Raw genomic sequence first — 20,912 nt, 5'->3', positions numbered from 1 at the left:
AATCTCAAGATGAAGAAAAACAAAAAACAGAGAGCGATTATGCTTTCTATATTGCCTTTGAGTTTAATGTCTTTTTTTTCATATTCTCATGCCAATATTACTTCATTAAGTGATGGTGAGTTGAGAAAAGTGGAAGGTCAGGGTTTAATGACACTTTCTTATATTTCGCCAACAGACTCTCAAAATCAGAATACGGGCAGTAACATTGGCTTTTATAAATTGGGTATGGAAGCTCAGGTTGACTTAAATGCGAATATCAAAAAATTGCAATTGGGTTGTGGAGGAGTAAACGGAGCGGGGGCTTGTGATATTGATATCGATTATTTGAGCTTAAGTGGAGTAGCAGATACCAGTACAGGTAGAGCAAGCTCATCTGCAACTATTACCAATCCATTTATTCAATTTGCGATTAAGAATCCAAATTCTGCTTCTACACGTGAAGTGAGTGGATTTCGTTTAAGTGCCGAATCTATACAAGGGTTACTTACTTTTGGTTTGGAAAACGGAGATGCTAAAAGTGGCATTAACTCTTTTAGTGGTTATATGGTCACCAAGGATACTACGGGTACGGTAAGCACGGGTGCAGTAAATTCTGGATTAACTCAATCTGCACTGGGAAAAGTAATCACTGGGATGGCAAAAAGTTCGACTGGACTTATTACTACAAACTTTAGATCTACTGATTATAACTTAACTCTAAGTGCTGCATCGGGTAGTTTAGTACTTCCTTCTCAGGTCATTACAGGTAAGCGTATTACGAGTGCAAATTTAACGGGTACAGCAACTGTCAGTGGAATAGGTTTGGGAGGAACAATTAAAGCAGACACAGATTTAGGAATAGGAGTATCTGGTAACCTGAGCGGAACAATAAATAATTTAGGCGTGAATGTATCGGTTAATGAGGACTTGGGATATTTTCATAAAGTAAATCTAAATGGTACTGCTGCATCTCTTTCTATGCAGAAGCAAAACTTAATTTGGCCTGATGCTAAATCTACTGCTCAGACAGGATGGTGGTTAGAGCTTTCAAACCCAATTGATATTGGTGATGTAAGTCCGTTGAAAACAGTGGATATTACAAAAGATGTTGTATCGGCTACGCTGGATCAAGTAAGTGCATATTTAGGGCAGAAATCTCATGCCGTCAACTGTGGTATATTGGCTTTGAGTTGTGTAGTAGCTGGAAAGATTGATACAGGTACTGTAGATCTATCAAATTCAGCCTCAGTTCCTATGGGACTGACGAATCTTGTGCTTACAAATCAGACTTTTGCACCTAACTGTTATGGTAATTTAAAGTTTTGTTAATGGTAATTATTGAAATTTCGAGAGCCAATCATTTACAGAAAAAGATTGGCTCTTTCATTTATCGGAAAAGTTTTTTTTTACATGTTTTTTTTTGCATTTGCGTAATTAATGCGCATAATAGAAATTGAGCAGAGGTTGGCAAAAACTGTCAATAATTTCTCTTAAGTTCGGATGACTTAAGTAAGCTCAAGGATTCATAGAAAAAGAAATATGATGCGGAGCATCGTATAAAAGGATGGTCATGATGACGGCAATTACTTATACGGTAAATTTTAAAAAAACCGTTTTAGCAAGTATAATTGGCTTATTTTTAAGTCAACCGTGTTTTGCTCTGCAAGAAATTTCTGATGAAAAATTAAGTGAAACCACGGGTGAGGGCATTGCATTACTACCTACGGATTTTTCATTTCAATTAAATGGTGCAAACAGTACAACAAGTACTTCTACATCAAAAACTGATATTTCAGATAACACTAATCCAGGAACAGGATATTTACATATTATCCCTGTAGGACCTTTAAGCTCAACTATACAAACCTACAATCAGACAGCAACGAATAAAATAGGTAAAGCAGATATTTATTTATATGGTCTCGCACTTTCCAAAAATGATAATAATGTAAATACTCGATATAGTGGAACTAACATTTCAAGTTGGGGAACTGCAGTAAATCCTTGGGTATTAAAAGTGTTGACTGCCTCCAATATTCCAAACTTTTCAGGTGTTAATAAACCTGTGAGTTATTTGACGTATGAAGCTCCTTTATATGATCAGAGTGTTTATTCAAATCCGAGTACAGCGCCTGATGATTATAATCTCAAGTTGGGTTTATGGGCGGATGCATTTGTAAGAGATCCGAGTAAAATAGAAGGTAGTACTGCTGAATTTTGTTTAAACGGTTCAATTGATTGCAAAACCAATAGTGCAAATATGCGAGCGAATAGAGTCCGCTTACAAGGTATATGGAATGGTCTAAGCATTAATGGAAGTAATCTTAAACTCTTTCAAACTTTAGATGGTTCAACAGTATCGAGCTATAATAATACACTGGGTATTGCTGGTTTATTACGATTTAATACTTTAAGTAGTTTAGGTGCTGGGACTATTACAGTTGCTGATTTAGACAGTAATGGAAATCGCCAGGTTGCTGCAGGTGGTGATACAAATAATAATGGGAAATGGGATACTGGCGAGGCAATAAAGACTAAAACCCTTAATACGTCATCGAAAAATACATCAAATGATGATGGTGTTTTAAGATTTAGTACTCAGGAAACAGCAGCAAGTTCAAGTTTAAATAATTTACTCAATACGCCTGCTATAGATGGTGGAGTTGCTCCAACATTCAATTCGCTTGAAGGGATGTATTTATATAATGCGCATATCAATTTAGCATTAGGTAGTCTATACCAACCTGTTATTTTAGGTGTGGCTGAGGATGGAAAAAATATTGTTCTGGAAGTAACAAGAATACCTGATGTGGCGGCAGTTTATAATCAGATTTATACAGATTATAGCAATACTGCTAGCAACACGTATTTTGGTTCAACCTGTAGCCAATTTGATTGTGGTAGTTCTACGCGAAATCCTACTCATAGTAGTATTACTATTGGTGATGTAGCTTACGATTCATCGACAAAATCTATTATGGCTGATACGTCTTCATCTGCAAAAGGTATTACTTTTAAAGATGGTGCTGGTACAGCGGTTAATTTGGGATCCGCTGCAATAGATGGTGTGCTTATTCAGCATATGAAAATTACGACCAAAGGTCTATAGGGAGCTGAATATGCAAAAAATTCTTTTGAGTTTGGCGGTGTTGATTTCATTACCTAGTCATGCGGCATTAGAGCAACTGAACAATACTGAACTACAAAAAGTTGAAGGGCAGGCGGGTGCTGATATTTCCCTAAAAGTGACACTAAATCAGACTGCAACAGGTCAGTTCGATAGCACCTTATGTTCAGATTTAAGATATTGCCGATTGGCAATTAATCTTAATAACCGTTTTGCAAATGATCAAAATGGAAATATAACCACAAATCGTCAATGGCTTGTTTTTAAAGGCATTCAGGGAACGATTAACATTCAAAAGTTAGGTTTGGATGGCGTTGATCTAAAATACACTGCCGATAGTGGTACTAATAGTGGTAAAGAGGTTATAAAACCAGCAATCCAGCTGGGCGCAAAATACGATAGTCCTATACTCTTTCGTAATTTTGGCTTTGATACAATGTCCATTGAAACCGATAATGGTACAGGCGATGATAAAGCGGGTTACTTGGCAAATACATCTGGGGGAACTGCTAATGTGAACTCATATTCAAATGGTGTATATACTGTTAGTGGATATGACAATGGAAGAGAGGTTGGTTTCACAGGAATGAAACTGACAGGGAATCTCGCATTAAATGGTAAAGTCATGATTTTTAGTTGTGATTCAACTCATCCACGCTGTTAAGTAAAATAAAAAGGGAGTTTGAAAATGACGGCTAAACTGAATAAACAAAAAAAATTTCTTTTAAATGTTCTTAGCTGTAGCATTTTATTTTCTATGCAAAATGGTTATGCCATGCAGGCAATGAACGATAGAGATATGCGGGCAGTGGATGGGCAGGATGGGATTATAGCTGATGTTAGTTATGGTTCAGTGGGTTTTGATCAGCTTTACTGGGATGATAAAACTGGAAGTTCCGCAACAGCAAATACTCAGGATAGTTTAAGAGCAAGTTTGACTGGTGTAAAAATAACAACAGCCAATGCAAATCAGTCAAATGTGACTGTAAAAATGAATGCAGGTAGTTTGGCAAATGGCAGCAAAACTGGTCTTGATCTTGATGTCGCTGCTAATTTGGGAACCGTACAGGCAGATAAATTTACTCTATGTAAAACATCGGATTCGATTAGTACCTGTACGAATGCAGCTTCATTTGGAAAATTAAGTATTCAAAATACTGCGAATACACCGATAACGATGCACATGACGACTGCTGATGGCCTATTTAGTAAAACGGGATTCTCCTCACTAGATTTAGGTATAAAAGGGCTAGATATTGGTTTAAGTCAAAAACAAGATAGCTCAACTTATAATGCGCTTGTAATGAATGATTTTAATTTTAATTTTGGTGCCAAAGGTAGAGGTGGTCCCACATGTTTGAACAACTAAAAGCTTATTTATAAGTGATACTCTGCTCTAGTTAAGCTACCTTATTTTGTTGTGGTAGCTGGTCATAGTAAAACTCATCTGGAGTCATTTTGTCCAGACTCGAATGAGGTCGTTTCAAATTATAAAATTCAAAATATGCGTTTAATTGCTTCTTCGCATCCAAAACATTGCTGTAGGCTTTGAGATACACCTCTTCATATTTAACGCTCCGCCATAATCGTTCAACCATCACATTATCAACCCATCGACCTTTACCATCCATACTGATTTGAATGCCATTTGATTTCAATACATCAATAAATGCATCACTGGTAAACTGACTGCCTTGGTCTGTATTAAATATTTCAGGTCGACCATATTTTTCAATAGCTTCATTTAATGTTTCTATGCAAAATGTAACCTCCATACTAATCGATACTCTATGCGCAAGTACCTTGCGGCTATGCCAATCAATCACAGCACATAAATAAACAAAGCCTTTTGCCATAGGGATATACGTTATATCCGTAGACCACACTTGATTACTGCGCTGAATAGCCAATCCTTTGAGCAGATATGGATATTTGCGGTGAGCTTGATTAGCCTGGCTTAAATTTGGTTTGCAATATAACGCATTAATGCCCATTTTCTTCATTAAAGTACGTGTATGACGTCGTCCTATATGATGTCCTTGACGATTCAACAAATCACGCATCATACGGCTACCTGCAAAAGGGTATTGCATATGTAACTCATCCATACACCGCATCAGCTTCAGATCTGATGTACTCACAGGTTTTGGGCGATAGTAATAACAACCACGGGAGACTTTCAGCAGCTGAGCTTGCTTAGATACTGAAATCTGAAGTGAGTCATCGATTAACTTTTGTGGTTGAAGCGGCCCAGTTTCTTCAACACACCTTCTAAAAAATCAATTTCTAATGCCTGCTCACCGATTTTTGCATGTAGTTTTTTTAGATCGATGGGTGGTTCTGTTGGAGCTTTTGATTGATCGAAAGCTTGCGAGGAAGCTGAAATCAGTTGATTTTTCCAGTCGATAATTTGGTTTTGATGAACATCAAATTCAGCACTCAATTCAGCAAGTGTTTTTTCTGCTTTAATCGCAGCAAGTGCTACCTTAGCTTTAAAATCATTTGAATGATTTCTTCTTGGTCTACGTGCCATAAAATACTCCATATATTGATGTTTATAACATCATTTGGGGAGCAAAATATAACTTATAAGTGTTGTTCAAATTTCCTGATCCACCTCTGGTTATATGTATGTTGACCCGACAGAGGGTTTGGTTTTAAGAACAAATCCTGTTGCAGGAAGTGGTGCCACTGATATTGGTTATGTTGATTTTAAAAGAGATGTAAATGGTAAATCTGGATTGAATCTAGAGTTTATGCTGCAACCCAATGTAGCAAGTAATGGAACAATGATAAGTGCAAACTCTGCAAAAGGAGTAATACGCGCAGGCGCCAATGGTCGTATGATCAATGGGGTATTGCAGTTAAGAGGTACTCAAGATACTGCATCGACTATTTTAGGTGTGACAAATGGTAACTCAATTGCAGGCGATACTGGTCTTGCATTTCGTCTAAATGGTGAATTTACAAGTGATCGCGACAATTTGTCAGGAGTTGAGGCAACAAGTTTGGAGTTAGGTGGAGCAGGTAATCAGACCTACGGATTAAGATTCGCCAATATTACTCCATTGTTGACACGTAAAAATATCATAGGTACAGAAACAACTTCTGGAGTCGCACTAAATAGTGATCATGCTGGTTTAAGCATGGATGGTATCTATTTTAATTTAGTTAATGCCAATCAAATTACATTACCTACCAATACAGCACTGACTTCAACATATTTAGGTAACTCAGTTGATGCGAATAAATTAGTCAACACAAATGACTACATCCAAACACTCTCAACTAATAATACTCCTTATACGGTGTTGGCAATACGAGGGATGAATTTTTCAGCCTTGTCTCGTCGAGGTCAATTTATTTATACAGATGCCAATGGCGTAGTAAGTCCAGTATCTACGACAACTAAATGGGGTTTGGGATTACCTATTTATAACTTAAATGCTAATTTTGCATTTAGTCCACGTTTAAGTAATGGATCTGCTAGCGGCGATTACTTGGTTGCTTATAATAATGGTGTTATTCAGAAAACGGCAATAAGTGGTTCCGAAAGAATTGGATTTAGTGGTTCAATTAGTACACAGGGCGTAAGTAGTGATGGCTCGAAATCAACGTCAATTATCTTAATTGATGGTGGAGCAAATGCCAATGATAATAACAACCCAACTGATTACTATGTAGGGCTACGCAATATTGATATGCTACTTAATGGTACAGGTAGTATGGGTTTTGAAAATGGTCGAATTAATGTCAGTATGCCTAAACTACTTATGGCCATGTCAGCACAACTCGCTGCTGGTTATTTACCAGGAGCTAAATATAAGACTTGTCCGAGTAGTAGCGGATGTTATGCATCTTCAGACAGCTTCACGAAAAATTATGATGTATTAGCAGCTATTAAATTAAGGCTAGCTGGACAAGCTAATTTTTCTATTATCCCACTTTCTTTAACAGCTTCCGACTATAATAGTGATGGAACTCCTAAAGAAGATAAAAATGCACTGAACTTTATTGGGTTATTAGAGCTGGATAAAACTCAAAATAACTCAATTCAGCTTGTAGATCCTATAGATGGTTCAACGATGGGCTTGGATAATATTGTTGGTACAGTTGCATTTGATAATAAAATAGTTGTGAATAGTAATAACGTTGGTTTTAATTTGGGTTTTAACTTTAATCCGAATAAAACCGCTGCTGAAGTTTTTAGAGTTAAGAATATAGACTTTTATCCTTCAGTGAACGGAACAGTAGGGAGTGCACAACGTCTAGGAGAACTTGCAATTACAGGTGGACGCTTAACGAGTGAAATGAAAATTACACCGCGTGACGGAGTATTTTGACAGATTGATTTCATATCGAATATGATTTTTTTAATTGATCTACTTTATGCTGATTTTTTATTCTTGATTTATAATCTAGGATAATTTTTAGGCAAATCTAAAATTCTGCTAATCAGCCTTTAGTCGGATAAAATCTTACGTGTACTTTAATTATTGTAATATGTATGATAAATAATCAAGTTGTATTTGTCTTAAGGAATAGGACAATGAAAAAAAATAAAATACTCGGATGTATAAGTCTTATTTGCTTTGCACCTTTCACTTTTGCAATGCAGCCACTAGACGACCAAAGTCTGTCAGCTACTACAGGGCAGGATGGTATTAATATTGGTATAGGTATTAATAAAGTACAATTTAATCAAGTTTCTTTGATTGATACAAATGGTTATGGTGCACAGGCAACTTCATATGCTAATAGGGCAAGTTTAGTTGTGGCAAGTAGAAATGCAAGCCCAACAACGCTTACTTTTAATGGTGCAAATAATACTCCAAGTTTAAATATCGTCGCTGATACAGATGGTGGTATCAATAATAAAGCATTTGCAAATTTGGCGGTTTCCTTTGCAAATCAAATCACTGGCCTGACGATTTCACCTTTTTCGATTTACTTGGCAGGAACAAATTCAACTTCTAGCTCAACGGGTTCCAAATCCATATTCACAGGAACGAATTTAAATAGTGATGTCAAAGAACTCCTACGTGTTGGCAGTAATATCGATGTAAATTTTGTGTCTGGTAATGCACCAAAAATGAACATTCAGCTCGGCAATGCTCCGCAGGGGCATATGATCCAGTTTGGAGGCGCGATTAGTTCGATTTGTAGTGCTGGGTGTCCAATTACATTAGTATCAAATTATACGGATACACAGACTCCTGCAAACTCTTATTCTACAGGGATTACGTTTAATTTAAGTTTAAAAGCGACAGATACGACCAATGGCTATTCTCTAAATAACTTCTATTCTGGTGTGGAGACAGGCGGTTTTGTATTTGGAAATACCGGTGATTCGAGCAAATTGGATGCTGGTTTAAGTAATGTGACTCTAGGCACGACTGGGCAAAGTAATGCTACGGTTTTCAATGGGGTACAAAATGGCCCAATTGGTAATATAGGAGCAGTCGGTGCATCTTTTAAAGATCTAAAAGTAAAAATCAGTGGTATGTAATAAAAAAATAAATGGTGCGCTCGGCGGGACTCGAACCCACGTCGGTCACTTAGGAGGCAACTGCTCTATCCAGTTAAGCTACAAGCGCGCAATTTTATGATTATAAACAAAAAAGTTATTGTTGATGCAATAACTTTTTATTTTTATAGGGTTTCTTATTCTGAAATAATTTTACACCGATAGTAAGCATCCAGTGAACCGCACTTGAATTCAAGCAGGCTTCCAGTTATGCGGCAGCAACTCTTCAATGTCTTTCATTTTATGCGTTGGTAACCTTCTAAGAACATCGGTTAAATAAGCATATGGATCAAGACCATTGAGCTTGGCGGACTGAATTAACGTCATGATATTGGCTGCCCGTTGACCACTTCGCAATGAGCCAGCAAATAACCAGTTCTTACGTCCCAAAGCCCATGGTCGCATTTGATTTTCCACCCAGTTATTACATATAGGCAAATGACCATCATCCAAATAACGGCTTAAGGCAGACCAACGTTTTAGACTGTAATTGATCGCTTTTGCCGTAGGCGAACTTGCTGGTACTTTGAGCTGATGTTGTTTGAGCCAATCATACAGTTGCTGCATGATTGGCTCACTGTCCTGTTGCCTTCGCTGTCGTCGTTGTTCTGCTGTACAGTCTGGAATGTCTCTTAATTCTGCTTCAATTCGGTAAAGCTGTTGAATCATTGATAACGCTTGCTCAGCAATCAAACTTTTACCCGTCACATGCAGCTCATGGAATTTACGACGGGCATGCGCCATACAACCCACTTCAATCATCTGACCTGAGGCAAAACGTGCCTTATAACCACTGTAATCATCACAGACCAGATGACCTTGCCAGCCTTTAAGGAAATCTTCGGCATGTTGACCTGATCGACTCGCTTGAAAGTCATACACGATCGCTTGAATCGAATTGTACTGTGTGGTGGCATAAGCCCAGACATAACCTTTCTTCGGTTTCTTCTCAGCAATCTGCATCACGGTCACAGGCGTTTCATCTGCATGAATCACCTGTTGTTGTAATATGATCTGTTTTAAAGCTTCTGCCAATGGCTCAAGTTCCACGCCGCAACGGCCCACCCAATCAGCTAAAGTGGATCGAGCCAAGTCTACGCCAGCTCGTTGGTAGATCAGTCTCTGACGGTATAAAGGTAAATGGTCCGCATATTTGCAAACCAGTACATGGCTGAGCAGTTCAGGGCTCGCAATGCCTTTATCAATCACATAAGCAGGCATCGGTTCCTGCTTGATGATTTCGCACTGATCACACACCCATTTGCCACGGATATGCTGCTCTTTCATAAACTGTGCGGATTTAAAGGTCAGTTTCTCACTGACATCTTCACCGATACGACGCAAAGTACAGCCACAAGTGCATACTATTGAGGCGGGTTCATGCTCTATACGAATGGTGGCGAGATGATCTGGCAGTGCTCGACGTTTAGGTTTGATTGCCTTGGTTTTATGGGTGTTGGGTTGATCCGCATTCAGTCGTTCCAATTCAAGATCAACGGCTGCGATGTCTTCTTCGACTGCTTCATCTAACAGGCTAATTTGTTTAGCTGTTAAGTGTTCATTCTTCTGAGCGAATTTATGTCGTTTAAACAGAGCAAGTTCATGCTCGTATTTTTGCGTGAGAATGGAAAGATGTTGAACTTTGGCATCTAGGTGTTGATTAGATTGTTCTAACTGTTGTTTTGATGCTTCAAGCTGCTGCTTATCTTCTACAAGTTGCCGATTCTGCACTGCCAACTGCTGGGTAAATTCCAGTAATTGTTCATGGGTCAGTTGGCTTAAATTAGGCAATATATTCATGACCGCAGTATGCCTGAGATCAGGTCAAGGAGGAAATAGATCCTTTGGAGGATGGCAAAATAGATCTATCTGGTTTAGAGCATATTGACCACCTGAGATTGTCCAATTCTCTGCCAGGCTAAACCCTGAATCAGTGCCTGTAATTGTTCTACACTGATACTCATTGTTTCACCCTGATGAATCTTAGCCCAGTGGAATTTCCCTTGTTCCAGCCGCCTTGCACAGAGCCAAATACCCAATCCATCATGTACCAATACTTTCATACGATGACCACGTTTATTACAGAACAGATAAGCACAATGCGGTTTGACACAGCCGAAGGCTTTAAGAACTTGAGCAAGTGAAGTATCTGTACCTGCTCGCATATCCATGGGCTGGGTAGACAACCATATTTCATCAATACGAATCATTTGATCAAGCCTTGCAGCAGACATAGCAATTCAGTTGTTGATTCCACAGGCCACTCGATTTCAATCATTTGATGTCTTACGGAATGTTGTTCCTCATGCAGTGGAATCCTGATATAGGCAGTAGCTTTCTCCTCTGGTACAGACGGCGGTGATGTCTCTTGTTTGACTGGCATCGGGTGAGCAATGACAGGAAGAAAGTCGGCCTGTGGGCTAGGCGGTCTTTTTAATGGAGGGGGCATTGATTCGGACTGGCGAATCCATTTATGCAGTAGATTGGCATTGATCTGATGTTGCATTGCAACCTTGGCCACAGATGTGTCTGGCTGCTGGCATTGTTGAATAAGCTTATTTTTAAATTCAGCTGTGAAGGTTCGGCGGGGCTTTTTTAGCGTCGGTGCACTGTCTGTAACTGTCTTTAAATCCATAAATAGGTGTCCACTAAAATTTAAGTGGACACTATCGGCATATACATGCGTTAGAAAAAGTGGGGTTCAGCGGACGCTTACCACCGATAATATTCATCTTATGGGTAATATTTAAGATCAAGTATTATACATAATCAAATGATTCAATGACCTTCACAACGATAATATTAGATGATGAGTTATATGGTGTTTGTCAAAATCAGTTCATCTGATTTGAATGAAAAACAATCTAACATTGATCTTGCAACACTTACTCAAATGGATTGAGGAGCTTGGGAATATCTTCATCAACTCACATGTCTGAAAAATTAAAAGCCAGTTAATTATTTAACTGGCTTTTATTGGAAATTTTCAGAAACTTAGGCTGTACCCACTTTACTTTTACATTTGGCAGAGCTGTAAAGGTTTGCTAATCGGCTTACCTTTAAATAATGCCTGACCAGACTGATACTGAATAGTTTGATTACAAATCCATTCTACCACTTGAGGATAAATCAGATGTTCAAGTTCATGCACACGTTTTGCTAAAGTGTTGACATTATCATTTTGAGCAACTTTAACTACACCTTGTAATAAGGCAGGGCCCGCATCAAGTTCTGCCGTCACATAATGAACAGTACAGCCATGAAAAACGTCGCCAGTATTAAGTACTCGTTGATGGGTATGCATGCCTTTATATAAAGGCAATAGGGAAGGGTGAATATTAATCATTTTCCCTTCCCATGCTTTTACAAATTTTTCACTCAGGATCCGCATAAAACCAGCAAGTATCACAAGGTCGACACCCCACTGTATAAGTTGATGATGCATAGCATCATCAAACATTTCACGGTGAGGATAAGCTTTATGTTCAATGACTTGCGTTTCGATATTGGCTTGTTGGGCCCGTTTTAGCGCATAGGCATCTGCTTTATTGGAAATGACACCGACAATTTCACCAGACCAAAGTTGCGCGCATTGCGCATCAATCAGGGCTTGTAAGTTGCTGCCATTTCCTGAAACAAGTACCGCAATTTTCATCATGCAAAGATCACACGAATTTTTTCGTCAGCACCTTCTACAGATTCAGCATTATCCTGAATATGACCAATTTTCCATGCTTTTTCACCTTGTGAATTCAGCACTTCAATGGTTTTATCTGCATCAGCCGCATCTACTGCGATGACCATGCCCACACCACAGTTAAAGGTACGATACATCTCAAACTGTTCTACACCACCTTCTCGTTGAAGCAGTTTGAATAATTCTGGCCATTCCCAAGATGCTTCATCAATTACTGCTTGAGCACCGTTTGGAAGTACGCGTGGTAAATTACCCGGTAAACCACCACCAGTAATATGTGCCATTGCATGCACATCGACTTGTTTGCACAGTTCAAGCACTGATTTTACATAAATCCGTGTAGGTTCCATTGCGACATCGGCCAATGAACGACCGTCAATTTGTTGAGTCAAATCAACATTTTTCACATCAAGAATTTTGCGAAGCAGTGAATAGCCATTTGAATGTGCGCCGCTTGAAGCGATGCCAATCAAAACATCACCTGCTTTTACTTTTGAGCCATCAATAATTTTGCTTTGTTCAACCACACCGACTGCAAAACCAGCCAAGTCGTAATCTTCACCTTCATACATGCCTGGCATTTCAGCAGTTTCACCGCCTACTAATGCGCAACCTGCAAGCTCACAGCCTTTCCCAATACCTGTCACGACATTAGCTGCAACGTCCACATTTAAATGTCCTGTTGCATAATAGTCGAGGAAGAATAATGGTTCTGCACCACAGACCAATAAATCATTGACACACATGGCAACCAGATCTTGCCCAATGGTGTCGTGACGATTGAGGTTGAGTGCTAAACGTAATTTTGTGCCTACACCATCTGTGCCAGAAACCAAAACAGGCTCTTCATAACCTTTTGGAATTTTACAGAGTGCGCCAAAGCCACCTAGACCGCCCATGACTTCAGGGCGAGTAGTACGTTTAGCTACCGACTTGATACGATCGACCAGTGCGTCGCCCGCTTCAATGTCGACGCCCGCATCTTTATAGCTTAAACCAGTATTTGGGGTAGAAGTTGAGTTGCTCATAGTGAAGTCTCCGCATTGGCGGCAGATTATAACCTGAATATACGAAACTCTTATGTTATTTATGCTGTTAAATGCTATCTTTAATTAAATATTTTTGCCTCTATAACGAATACATTAGAAAAAGGTCAGATTTTATGCAAGATCGTACCCTGCGTCGCATTTTTATTTTGACAGGTATAGCACTTTTAATTTGGGTTCTTTATTTACTTAAACCCGTTGTGATTCCATTTGTGGTCGCATTTTTGGTTGCCTATTTATTTAGTCCACTGGTTGAGAAACTCAGCAAAATCGGACTTCCGCGTTGGGTCTCTATTGGGATTGTATTTATTGGTATTGGCATCTTGTTGGTTTTGGCAATCTGGTATGTCGTTCCTTTAGTTTGGCAACAGTTGATCTATGCCAGAGATAGTATTCCTGCGGGCATTCATTGGATCAATGCGACTTTTCTACCGTGGGTATCACATACCTTTAATGTGGAACGTATGGAAATTGATACCGATCAGATTTCAACAGTGGTCATGGAATATATACAGACCAATTATAGTGCCGACAGTATTCAAGCAATGGCTTTAAGACTGGCTCAGTCTGGTCTAAGTTTTATCCAAATTGGCGGAACTGTTGTTTTAATCCCTGTAATTGCGTTTTATTTCTTACTCGATTGGAACCGTATGTTGCAAAGCTTACGTCGTCTCATTCCACGTCCTTATGAAGAAAGTACTCTACGCATAGTAGGTGAATGTCATAGTGTGTTAGGTGCATTTGTAAAAGGTCAATTTTTGGTGATGTTGCTGCTAGGTATTGTATATGCTGTAGGACTTCAACTGATTGGTCTTGAAGTTGGACTCATTATTGGAATGGTAGCAGGGTTGGCCAGTATTATTCCGTATTTAGGTTTTGCTGTAGGCATTATTGCAGCACTTATTGCCACACTGTTTCAGTTCGGCGTGGACTGGATGCAACTCGCGCTGGTCGTGATTGTATTTATGATTGGACAAGCCGTTGAAGGTTATATTCTACAGCCATTTTTGCTGGGTGATAAAATCGGTTTGTCGCCTGTGGCGGTTGTTTTTGCTGTACTAGCAGGTGCACAACTTGCAGGCTTCTGGGGAATGTTGATCGCGCTGCCTGTCGCTGCTGTTATCGTGGTATTGTTGCGACATGTTCGTGAAGCTTATGAGCATAGTCAGCTATATGGGTCAGATGCCATTGTTGTACAACATGCTGGGGGTGAACATATTAGTGTCGAAACTGAAAATGTTGATCTTGATATTGAAATCAAAAACCCGCAAGATACTGATGTCCCAAACAATTCTACACCTAAATAGCCAAGAGGTTGCTCACGAGGTTTATGACATAGTATGCGTCAACTACAGTTGGATATTGAACCTCAACTTGATGCCCGAATCAGCGATTTTTCTGGGCCGGGTTGGGGACATGTTGTTGATGCCGTTCGTCAGTTACATGCAGGATTAGTCAATCGCTTTTATATTTATGGCGGGGCGGGTTCTGGAAAAAGTCATTTACTTTCAGCAATATGTGATTCCTATCTGGAGATAGGTAAATCTGCAATCAAAGTTTCATTGCTTGAACTTTTAGATGCCCCGATTGAGGCGATTACTTCACTGGAGCGTTATGATCTGGTCGCGTTAGATGACATTGAAGCGATTAGTGGCGTTCCGCATTGGCAACGGGCTGTTTTTCATCTCATTAATTATAATAATGAAGTCGGTGGACAACTAGTATTTTCATCGCGCGTTGCTCCGATTGAACTCAAACTGGAACTTCCTGATTTACAGTCGCGTTTAACACAGGCTGTGAGTGTGAAAGTACCCAATGGCAGTCTGTATGCTGACCGTGAAGCTTTGGTGTTATCCACTGTAGCACGTCGCGGTTTGCATTTTGATCCGCAAATAATTGAATATCTGCTATTGCATGGTCCTCATCAAGCGTCTTTACTATTACAGACATTGGCACAGCTTGAAAAAATGCTCAAAGGTGAAAAAACCAAGCTTTCTAATGCGACTTTGAGGCAAATCTATGCCTTGATAGATGAGTATCGCTAGTCATGTGAAAAATCTTGAGTAATTACTCAAGCTATGCGAAAGTACGCAAATTGAACGAAAAGTTGCTAGGACGTGGCGACTTTACAAAAATAATGAAAATGGAAATGAAGGAGAAAGGTATGCTCAAGCGGGGTATAGGCGTTGGGCTGTTGTTTGTCGCTGGTCATGCATATAGTGCTGGCGAAATCATAGTCAATACAACAGCAGACGAAGTTAAGAACGATAATCTCTGTTCTTTGCGCGAAGCAATTGAGTATATCAATCAGGGAATGCCAGAAGCAGGCTATAATGGATGTGGGGGAAAAGACTCTACCGCTGTTGTATTGCTGGAAAAACAAAAAACCTATGAATTAAATAGCCAGATTAAAATTCAGAAAGCGTTACAGCTTAAAACAACGTATGACACCAGTGTCGGTGAACCAATATGGTTTAAATAATGCCACGATTAAAATGGTCGGCAATGACCGTATATTCTATATATATGATGACAATAGTGAAAATGCCCAATATAGCGTTTCATTGATTGAGGTCAATCTGGAAGGCAATCCAAATAGTCCTATTAATAATGGTGGATTAATTTTCAACCATGAGACTTTGGGTTTGCAATATGTCAAATTGATCAATGGACATGCCACGGTCAATGGTGGCGCGATTTATAACGAAGGTGTCTCTACTGACAAAAGTGCAGGCTACGTTAGTGCCCAAAATGTTATTTTCCAGAATAATACAGCTTCGCAAGGCGCAGTCATTTATAGTGAATTACCAAGGTTTCATCTTTATCAGACTGTTCTGCGTGACAACAAGGCAACAGGTTTAGATCAATCGACATTGTTATATTCTGCTATCGCATTTAATGATGACTCAACCAGTGGTAATGCCAGCTCTCGTTTATATGGGGCGGATTCAAGCGGCAAGTGCAACAGTATAAAAACCAGCCATAACTTCACTCGGTGTATACCAACCTAGTGTTTTTCTAGGACGATGGTTGAGTGCAAATTCTATCTGCTCTATTTGTTCGTTTGACACGCCATCAAACGATGATGATTTTGGCAGATATTGACGGATTAAACCATTCGTATTTTCATTTCTAGCTCGCTGAATAGACTTGTAAGGATCAGCAAAATACGTCTCTATGCCAGCATCGGTAATTCTTTTGTGTTCGGAAAATTCTTTACCATTATCAAATGTCACACTATAAGCATGGCTCATTCGTAAACGATCTAACGCACAAGTAATCGTTTGAGAGGATGCTCTCGTTGATCCTAAATGAACAATATGTACATACAGGCTCTTTCGATCAACAAGGGTTAATAAAGCACCTTTATGATGTTTACCAATCACCGTGTCACCTTCGAAATCTCCTAAACGTTGTCGTTGATCAATGACCTGGTCTCGGCAGTGAATACTTGTTTTATCAATGATTTGACCCCTACGATCCGTGTTTTTGTAACCGCGTTTTCGATATTTCTTCTGATGCCTTAAGTGTAGATGGAGTTTACCGCCTTTTGATTTATCTTGATAAATGTACTGGTAAATCCACTCATGTGAAGGTACATCCAGCCAACCGCGTTGTGTTAAAGCACCTGAAATTTGTTCTGGTGACCAGTCCAAACCAATCAAATAATCAATATAAGCGAAGGCAAATGCTGTCATTGATGATGAAGGACGGTACCGTCTTTGACTTGCAAATTTAGCTGCCTGTTGAGCTCTATATCCACGTTGCCCAGTATTTCTTTTTAATTCACGGTAGATGGTTGATCGTGAACGTCCTAACTCCCGAACAAGGGAGGCGATTGAGCCTTTACTTTTCAACGTAGCATAAATTTCGTATCTTTCATCTTGAGAAAGTTGGGTGTATTTCTTCATTGTGTGCTTTCCAATTGCGAGTTGAAAAAGTCTAATGATTCTATGAATACACCTAACTTTTTCAACTGACTACAAATGTGTTGCACTTGGGATTTGAATCTGCGTGGTTTAAAGAACAGTACGATTTTTAATAATACGGGCTATATCACCAATGTACGTGATGGCATGATTATTAATAATATCACCATGATTCGAAATAACGCAGGTTTCTACCTTCAAGCACCAAAAGGTGATGCTTATGTGTCTAATAGCATCATTTCTGAAAATGGTTCAAAAAACTGTGTATTTGCAGATGGCGATAAAACCCAATTCATTAACAATCTGACCAAGACTTCTGATTGCGGTAGTGGCAATTCGACTGATCCAAATATCGAGATAGGCAGTAATACCTTATTGGCGGGTGAGTTAGAAGGCAAATGTAATGCTGCTCCAGCAGAAGGTTTGCTTTGTCCATATTACTTGCCTGAAAAGCAGTTTCTGGGATTCTTCAAACCCCGTCTTTTGATGTCTTATCAAACTTTAAGTGATTCGCTGATTGTGAATCGAGGTCGTGTCCTCAGTGATGGGACTAATATTACCAGTCTTTCCAGTTGCGAATCGGTCGATCAGCGTGGCAGAACACGTAGCACGAAAGAGCTTTGTGACATTGGGGCGATTGAATTGGTCATTGATGCAGATTCTATTTCACCTGTAGGCCAAGATATTTTGTATGGTGAAACTGCGAAGTTTTCGATTGCGGATCAGTTAGCCGATGGGGAACTACTTCCTGCCAGTGAATGTGAAAGCTTATTGGGCAAACGAGAAGACGGTAAAGCATGGCAGGCAGGTTGTTTGCAAATCGTGCAAACCAACACGCCATCTAAAGGTACATTAACACTCGATCAGGAAGGTAATGTGACTTATGTACCAAATGGAAACTGGCATGGTTCTGATGAGTTTAAACTTCGCGTTATGACCACGATTACTCGATTCAGTGATTCTATTGGAAATCGCTATATCGATATTCCTGGAAAAATTGTACAAGATCCACCGAATGATTTTGAAAGTAAAAAAGTAAAAACGGGTGGTGGTAGCTTTGGTTATGGAATGTTAATCGCCTTATTGGGACTTGTAGGTTTAAGACGATTTAAAAAGTAGGGATAGGGATATAAGGGATAAGTCATGAAAAATTATAAAAAAGGACTACTGACAGTAATGGTGTTATCTGCCATGTCACTCATGGCCGCAGAAGATAAAACCATTTATGTCAATACTTTTGATGATATTGATGATCAAGGTAGCAGTAAATGTTCACTTCGGATGGCGATGAAAGCGGCTGAACTGAATCGATCTTACGGTGGCTGTGGTGCTGGAAATACCGCAGCTTCTGCCATAGATTACATTCAGCTTGAAGAAGGAAGCTATAAGCTTAATTCGGAGCTGGTTCCAGCATCATCTATTTCATTGATGGGAAAAATTCCTCAAGACTACAGCAAGATCGATGTCATAACCAATGATTATCCAGCTAAAACGATCTTGAAGACGATTATCGATGGTCAGGGTAAGAGCCGACTCATTAATACCAGTGGTACAAAAGCTTCTATTACGGTGAGTAATGTCCAGTTGCAAAATGGTAAGAGTGACAGCCGTGGTGGTGCACTCTATCTAGGTGCTGCGACAACTTTAACAGGGGTTTCGATTTTAAATTCAAGTGCAAATCAGGGTGCTGCGATTTATCTCGAAGGTAATAATTCATCGTTAACTTTAACCAGTGGGATTTATCAGGGTAATAAAACCGTTAAGAAGAACCAAAATGATGTCGACAATATTGGTGATGTACTCGCCATGAGTTGTCTGGATAATTTGTCATACAACAAACGCACGTTGGCGTTTACCAATAACAGTTTTATTCAAAATGGTTCTTCGGATAGTAAAAGTACACTGGAGTTTTGTGGTGAACCGACCACGACTTTAACTGCAAATACCATCGCACAGAATACGGTAAATGCTGATAATGGAAGCATTATCAAATTTACAGGAGATAGCCGCGTAAATACCGATGTAAACAAGTTAAGTACAGCAAGTACTTTGCAAATGGTGAGTAACACGATTGTAGAAAATAATGCGTTCAGTACTTTTTTATATGACAAAATTGGTATCAAAGTGTTGTCATTTAACATACTAGCATTTAATAGTAATCGTTCATGTCGTTATTTACTTGGTGAAGCCAAAGATCAAAAAGATACTGGTGTAGGCTTAGTCTATAATGCAGTAAGTTTGGCCGCTGGAAGTCAAAGTCAGTGCGATGTTGCAAGTGAAGTCTTGCCAGAGAAACAGACCAATATCGACATGAGTAACAGCAGTATGTCGAGTGTGTTAAGTAGCTTGCAGACACCTTCGGAATATACCAGCTTCTTACCTCTTTACTTCCCTAAAGATAATTCATCCGATACAGATTTGGTCGATGTGAATACCGATGGATGTAGCACCCAAGATCAACGCGGTATTAATCGTATCACTGATGGAACTTTAATCTTAAATCCAGCAGGGCGAAATAGCTGTGATCTTGGTTCAACTGAAATCATGCGTTTAACCGCAGGCGATATTAATGGTATCGTCAATAGTTCTCTTGTTACCTTACTGGATGGCTATCAAACACAATTAGATTTCTTTAAGGCGCAAGTTGCAAACACCAGTACAAATCCAGATTTCTTGCCTTATTACAATAAACGTATTAAAGAGTATGAAGATCTCCTTAGCTATACCAAAGCCAATGAGAAATATCGGGCTGTCTATGTAGATCCATTTGCATTTAGTCTGCCAGATGAAGTTGTGCTGCCAGATGGTGGTCGTCAAATTCAGCATTTGACGCCAGATACTTATGCCGTTTCTGTAAAAGCCTTGGGTGTTGGCATGATCACAGGAAGTGGTGATAGCACTAAACTTGATGTTCGACCAGATGAAAATTTAAAATGTGAATGGAATCCTGATCTTAAGCGGATCATGGTTTATCGTCTGGATGATGGGATTACTCAAGCAGGTGAATATAACTTCTGTCAGTATACCTTAACCCTAAAAAATGCAGATGGTTCACTCAATACATCTAAACAATCATCAGGTTTGATGCAGGTGAACTTTGTCAATATTGCTCCAATTGCCAAAGCCGCTGAATACACCATCCAATATGGAACTGATCAGAAGATCAATGTCAATTTACTGAGTAATGCTTCTGATGATGGTGATGGGCCTGTTTCGGCTTTGGTCAATAAGCCAAACAAACCTGCTTTTTACCACGATGAAAATGGGGTTGAATTACCAATTCGTTTAACCACCGTTCCTTCAGGTATCACCGTTACTTCTGAGCATACTGGGCCATGTCCATATCCTGATCAAAAAGAAACCTGCTATGGCGGTAATCTTGCGATTCAGGTTAAAAATAATTTCAACGTATTTGACTATAAATTTAGTTATCTCATTTACGATGCTGATGGCACAAAGTCATCAGAGGCGACTGTGACTTTAAAAAATACAGCATCTACTACTAATAACCAGAGTAGTAGTGGTGGCGGTAGCCTAGGTATCTTTACAGTATTAGGACTTGTTGGACTGGTACTTTATCGCCGCCGATCATGATTTAGACTTAAAA

At 39.4% G+C, this 20,912-nt stretch carries 18 protein-coding genes, 1 tRNA gene and 1 pseudogene; 12 read left to right on the top strand and 8 right to left on the bottom strand.

What is annotated here, in order from left to right; all coding sequences use genetic code 11:
* The first annotated feature begins 9 nt into the window (after nt 1-9).
* The 4 genes from F944_RS04285 to F944_RS04270 all read left to right on the top strand — a co-directional run bounded on the left by F944_RS04285 (nt 10) and on the right by F944_RS04270 (nt 4,475).
* Nucleotides 10-1,308, top strand: a complete 1,299-nt coding sequence (locus F944_RS04285) for a hypothetical protein (RefSeq protein ID WP_004987294.1) — start codon at nt 10-12, stop codon at nt 1,306-1,308.
* A 241-nt stretch (nt 1,309-1,549) separates the two neighbouring features.
* Nucleotides 1,550-3,088 (top strand): hypothetical protein, encoded by a 1,539-nt coding sequence (locus F944_RS04280; protein ID WP_004987292.1) that lies wholly within the window; start codon nt 1,550-1,552, stop codon nt 3,086-3,088.
* Nucleotides 3,089-3,098: 10 nt separating this feature from the next.
* Nucleotides 3,099-3,770, top strand: a complete 672-nt coding sequence (locus F944_RS04275; protein WP_004987291.1) for a hypothetical protein — start codon at nt 3,099-3,101, stop codon at nt 3,768-3,770.
* A 24-nt stretch (nt 3,771-3,794) separates the two neighbouring features.
* Nucleotides 3,795-4,475, top strand: a complete 681-nt coding sequence (locus F944_RS04270) for a DUF6160 family protein (RefSeq protein WP_004987290.1) — start codon at nt 3,795-3,797, stop codon at nt 4,473-4,475.
* Between the two features lie 31 nt (nt 4,476-4,506).
* Here the strand turns inward: F944_RS04270 and F944_RS16695 are convergent.
* A protein-coding gene (locus tag F944_RS16695) for an IS3 family transposase (RefSeq protein ID WP_126624276.1) occupies nt 4,507-5,651 on the bottom strand; the annotation gives its coding sequence in 2 pieces (ribosomal slippage) (nt 4,507-5,387 and nt 5,387-5,651; 1,146 coding nt in all).
* An 82-nt stretch (nt 5,652-5,733) separates the two neighbouring features.
* Between F944_RS16695 and F944_RS04255 the strand changes: the two genes are divergently transcribed.
* Both F944_RS04255 and F944_RS04250 read left to right on the top strand, forming a co-directional pair.
* The gene (locus tag F944_RS04255; RefSeq protein ID WP_004987288.1) at nt 5,734-7,449 is read left to right on the top strand and encodes a hypothetical protein; all 1,716 of its coding nucleotides are present in this window, start codon (nt 5,734-5,736) and stop codon (nt 7,447-7,449) included.
* Nucleotides 7,450-7,655: 206 nt separating this feature from the next.
* Nucleotides 7,656-8,615 (top strand): DUF6160 family protein, encoded by a 960-nt coding sequence (locus F944_RS04250; RefSeq protein WP_004987286.1) that lies wholly within the window; start codon nt 7,656-7,658, stop codon nt 8,613-8,615.
* Between the two features lie 12 nt (nt 8,616-8,627).
* On the opposite strand, the gene F944_RS04245 is transcribed toward F944_RS04250, so the two are convergent.
* The 6 genes from F944_RS04245 to purM form a co-directional block, all read right to left on the bottom strand.
* Nucleotides 8,628-8,703, bottom strand: a tRNA-Arg gene (locus F944_RS04245).
* A gap of 122 nt (nt 8,704-8,825) precedes the next feature.
* On the bottom strand, nt 8,826-10,433 hold the full coding sequence (gene tnpC, locus F944_RS04240) for an IS66 family transposase (RefSeq protein ID WP_004985690.1): 1,608 nt from the start codon (nt 10,431-10,433) through the stop codon (nt 8,826-8,828).
* A 74-nt stretch (nt 10,434-10,507) separates the two neighbouring features.
* Nucleotides 10,508-10,843, bottom strand: a complete 336-nt coding sequence (gene tnpB / locus F944_RS04235) for an IS66 family insertion sequence element accessory protein TnpB (RefSeq protein ID WP_004985691.1) — start codon at nt 10,841-10,843, stop codon at nt 10,508-10,510.
* On the bottom strand, nt 10,840-11,268 hold the full coding sequence (tnpA, locus tag F944_RS04230) for an IS66-like element accessory protein TnpA (RefSeq protein WP_004985693.1): 429 nt from the start codon (nt 11,266-11,268) through the stop codon (nt 10,840-10,842). Before tnpA ends, tnpB begins: the two co-directional genes overlap by 4 nt.
* 381 nt (nt 11,269-11,649) lie before the next feature.
* The gene (gene purN, locus F944_RS04225) at nt 11,650-12,291 is read right to left on the bottom strand and encodes a phosphoribosylglycinamide formyltransferase (protein WP_004987283.1); all 642 of its coding nucleotides are present in this window, start codon (nt 12,289-12,291) and stop codon (nt 11,650-11,652) included.
* Nucleotides 12,288-13,358: a phosphoribosylformylglycinamidine cyclo-ligase gene (gene purM, locus F944_RS04220; RefSeq protein WP_004987281.1), complete on the bottom strand. Its 1,071-nt coding sequence runs from the start codon at nt 13,356-13,358 to the stop codon at nt 12,288-12,290. Before purM ends, purN begins: the two co-directional genes overlap by 4 nt.
* Nucleotides 13,359-13,492: 134 nt before the next feature.
* Here purM and cxpE point away from each other — a divergent pair, with 134 nt between their 5' ends.
* The 4 genes from cxpE to F944_RS17235 are packed head-to-tail and all read left to right on the top strand — an operon-like array spanning nt 13,493 to nt 16,387.
* A complete protein-coding gene (gene cxpE, locus F944_RS04215) occupies nt 13,493-14,683 on the top strand; it encodes a chloramphenicol efflux transporter CxpE (RefSeq protein ID WP_004987279.1) in 1,191 nt (396 codons plus the stop codon).
* A gap of 33 nt (nt 14,684-14,716) precedes the next feature.
* Complete coding sequence (gene hda / locus F944_RS04210) at nt 14,717-15,421, top strand: DnaA regulatory inactivator Hda (protein WP_004987277.1); 705 nt, start codon at nt 14,717-14,719, stop codon at nt 15,419-15,421.
* A 14-nt stretch (nt 15,422-15,435) separates the two neighbouring features.
* A complete protein-coding gene (locus F944_RS17240; RefSeq protein ID WP_227613854.1) occupies nt 15,436-15,858 on the top strand; it encodes a CSLREA domain-containing protein in 423 nt (140 codons plus the stop codon).
* On the top strand, nt 15,821-16,387 hold the full coding sequence (locus tag F944_RS17235) for a hypothetical protein (protein ID WP_004987272.1): 567 nt from the start codon (nt 15,821-15,823) through the stop codon (nt 16,385-16,387). Before F944_RS17240 ends, F944_RS17235 begins: the two co-directional genes overlap by 38 nt.
* Here F944_RS17235 and F944_RS04200 read toward each other — a convergent pair.
* Nucleotides 16,325-17,287: an IS30-like element IS18 family transposase gene (locus F944_RS04200; protein WP_004986464.1), complete on the bottom strand. Its 963-nt coding sequence runs from the start codon at nt 17,285-17,287 to the stop codon at nt 16,325-16,327. The two genes, F944_RS17235 and F944_RS04200, sit on opposite strands and share 63 nt — an antisense overlap.
* 105 nt (nt 17,288-17,392) lie before the next feature.
* Here F944_RS04200 and rbtA point away from each other — a divergent pair.
* Both rbtA and F944_RS04190 read left to right on the top strand, forming a co-directional pair.
* Nucleotides 17,393-18,424: pseudogene (gene rbtA, locus F944_RS04195) on the top strand (rhombotarget A); the annotation flags it as partial.
* 24 nt (nt 18,425-18,448) lie between these two features.
* A complete protein-coding gene (locus F944_RS04190; protein ID WP_004987268.1) occupies nt 18,449-20,899 on the top strand; it encodes a CSLREA domain-containing protein in 2,451 nt (816 codons plus the stop codon).
* Nucleotides 20,900-20,912 lie beyond the last annotated feature (13 nt).

It is taken from the genome of Acinetobacter ursingii DSM 16037 = CIP 107286 (assembly GCF_000368825.1).
Taxonomy (GTDB): Bacteria; Pseudomonadota; Gammaproteobacteria; order Pseudomonadales; family Moraxellaceae; genus Acinetobacter; species Acinetobacter ursingii.
The sequence above is the reverse complement of the archived record's forward strand: the minus strand, read 5'-3'. Positions and strand labels throughout refer to the sequence as shown.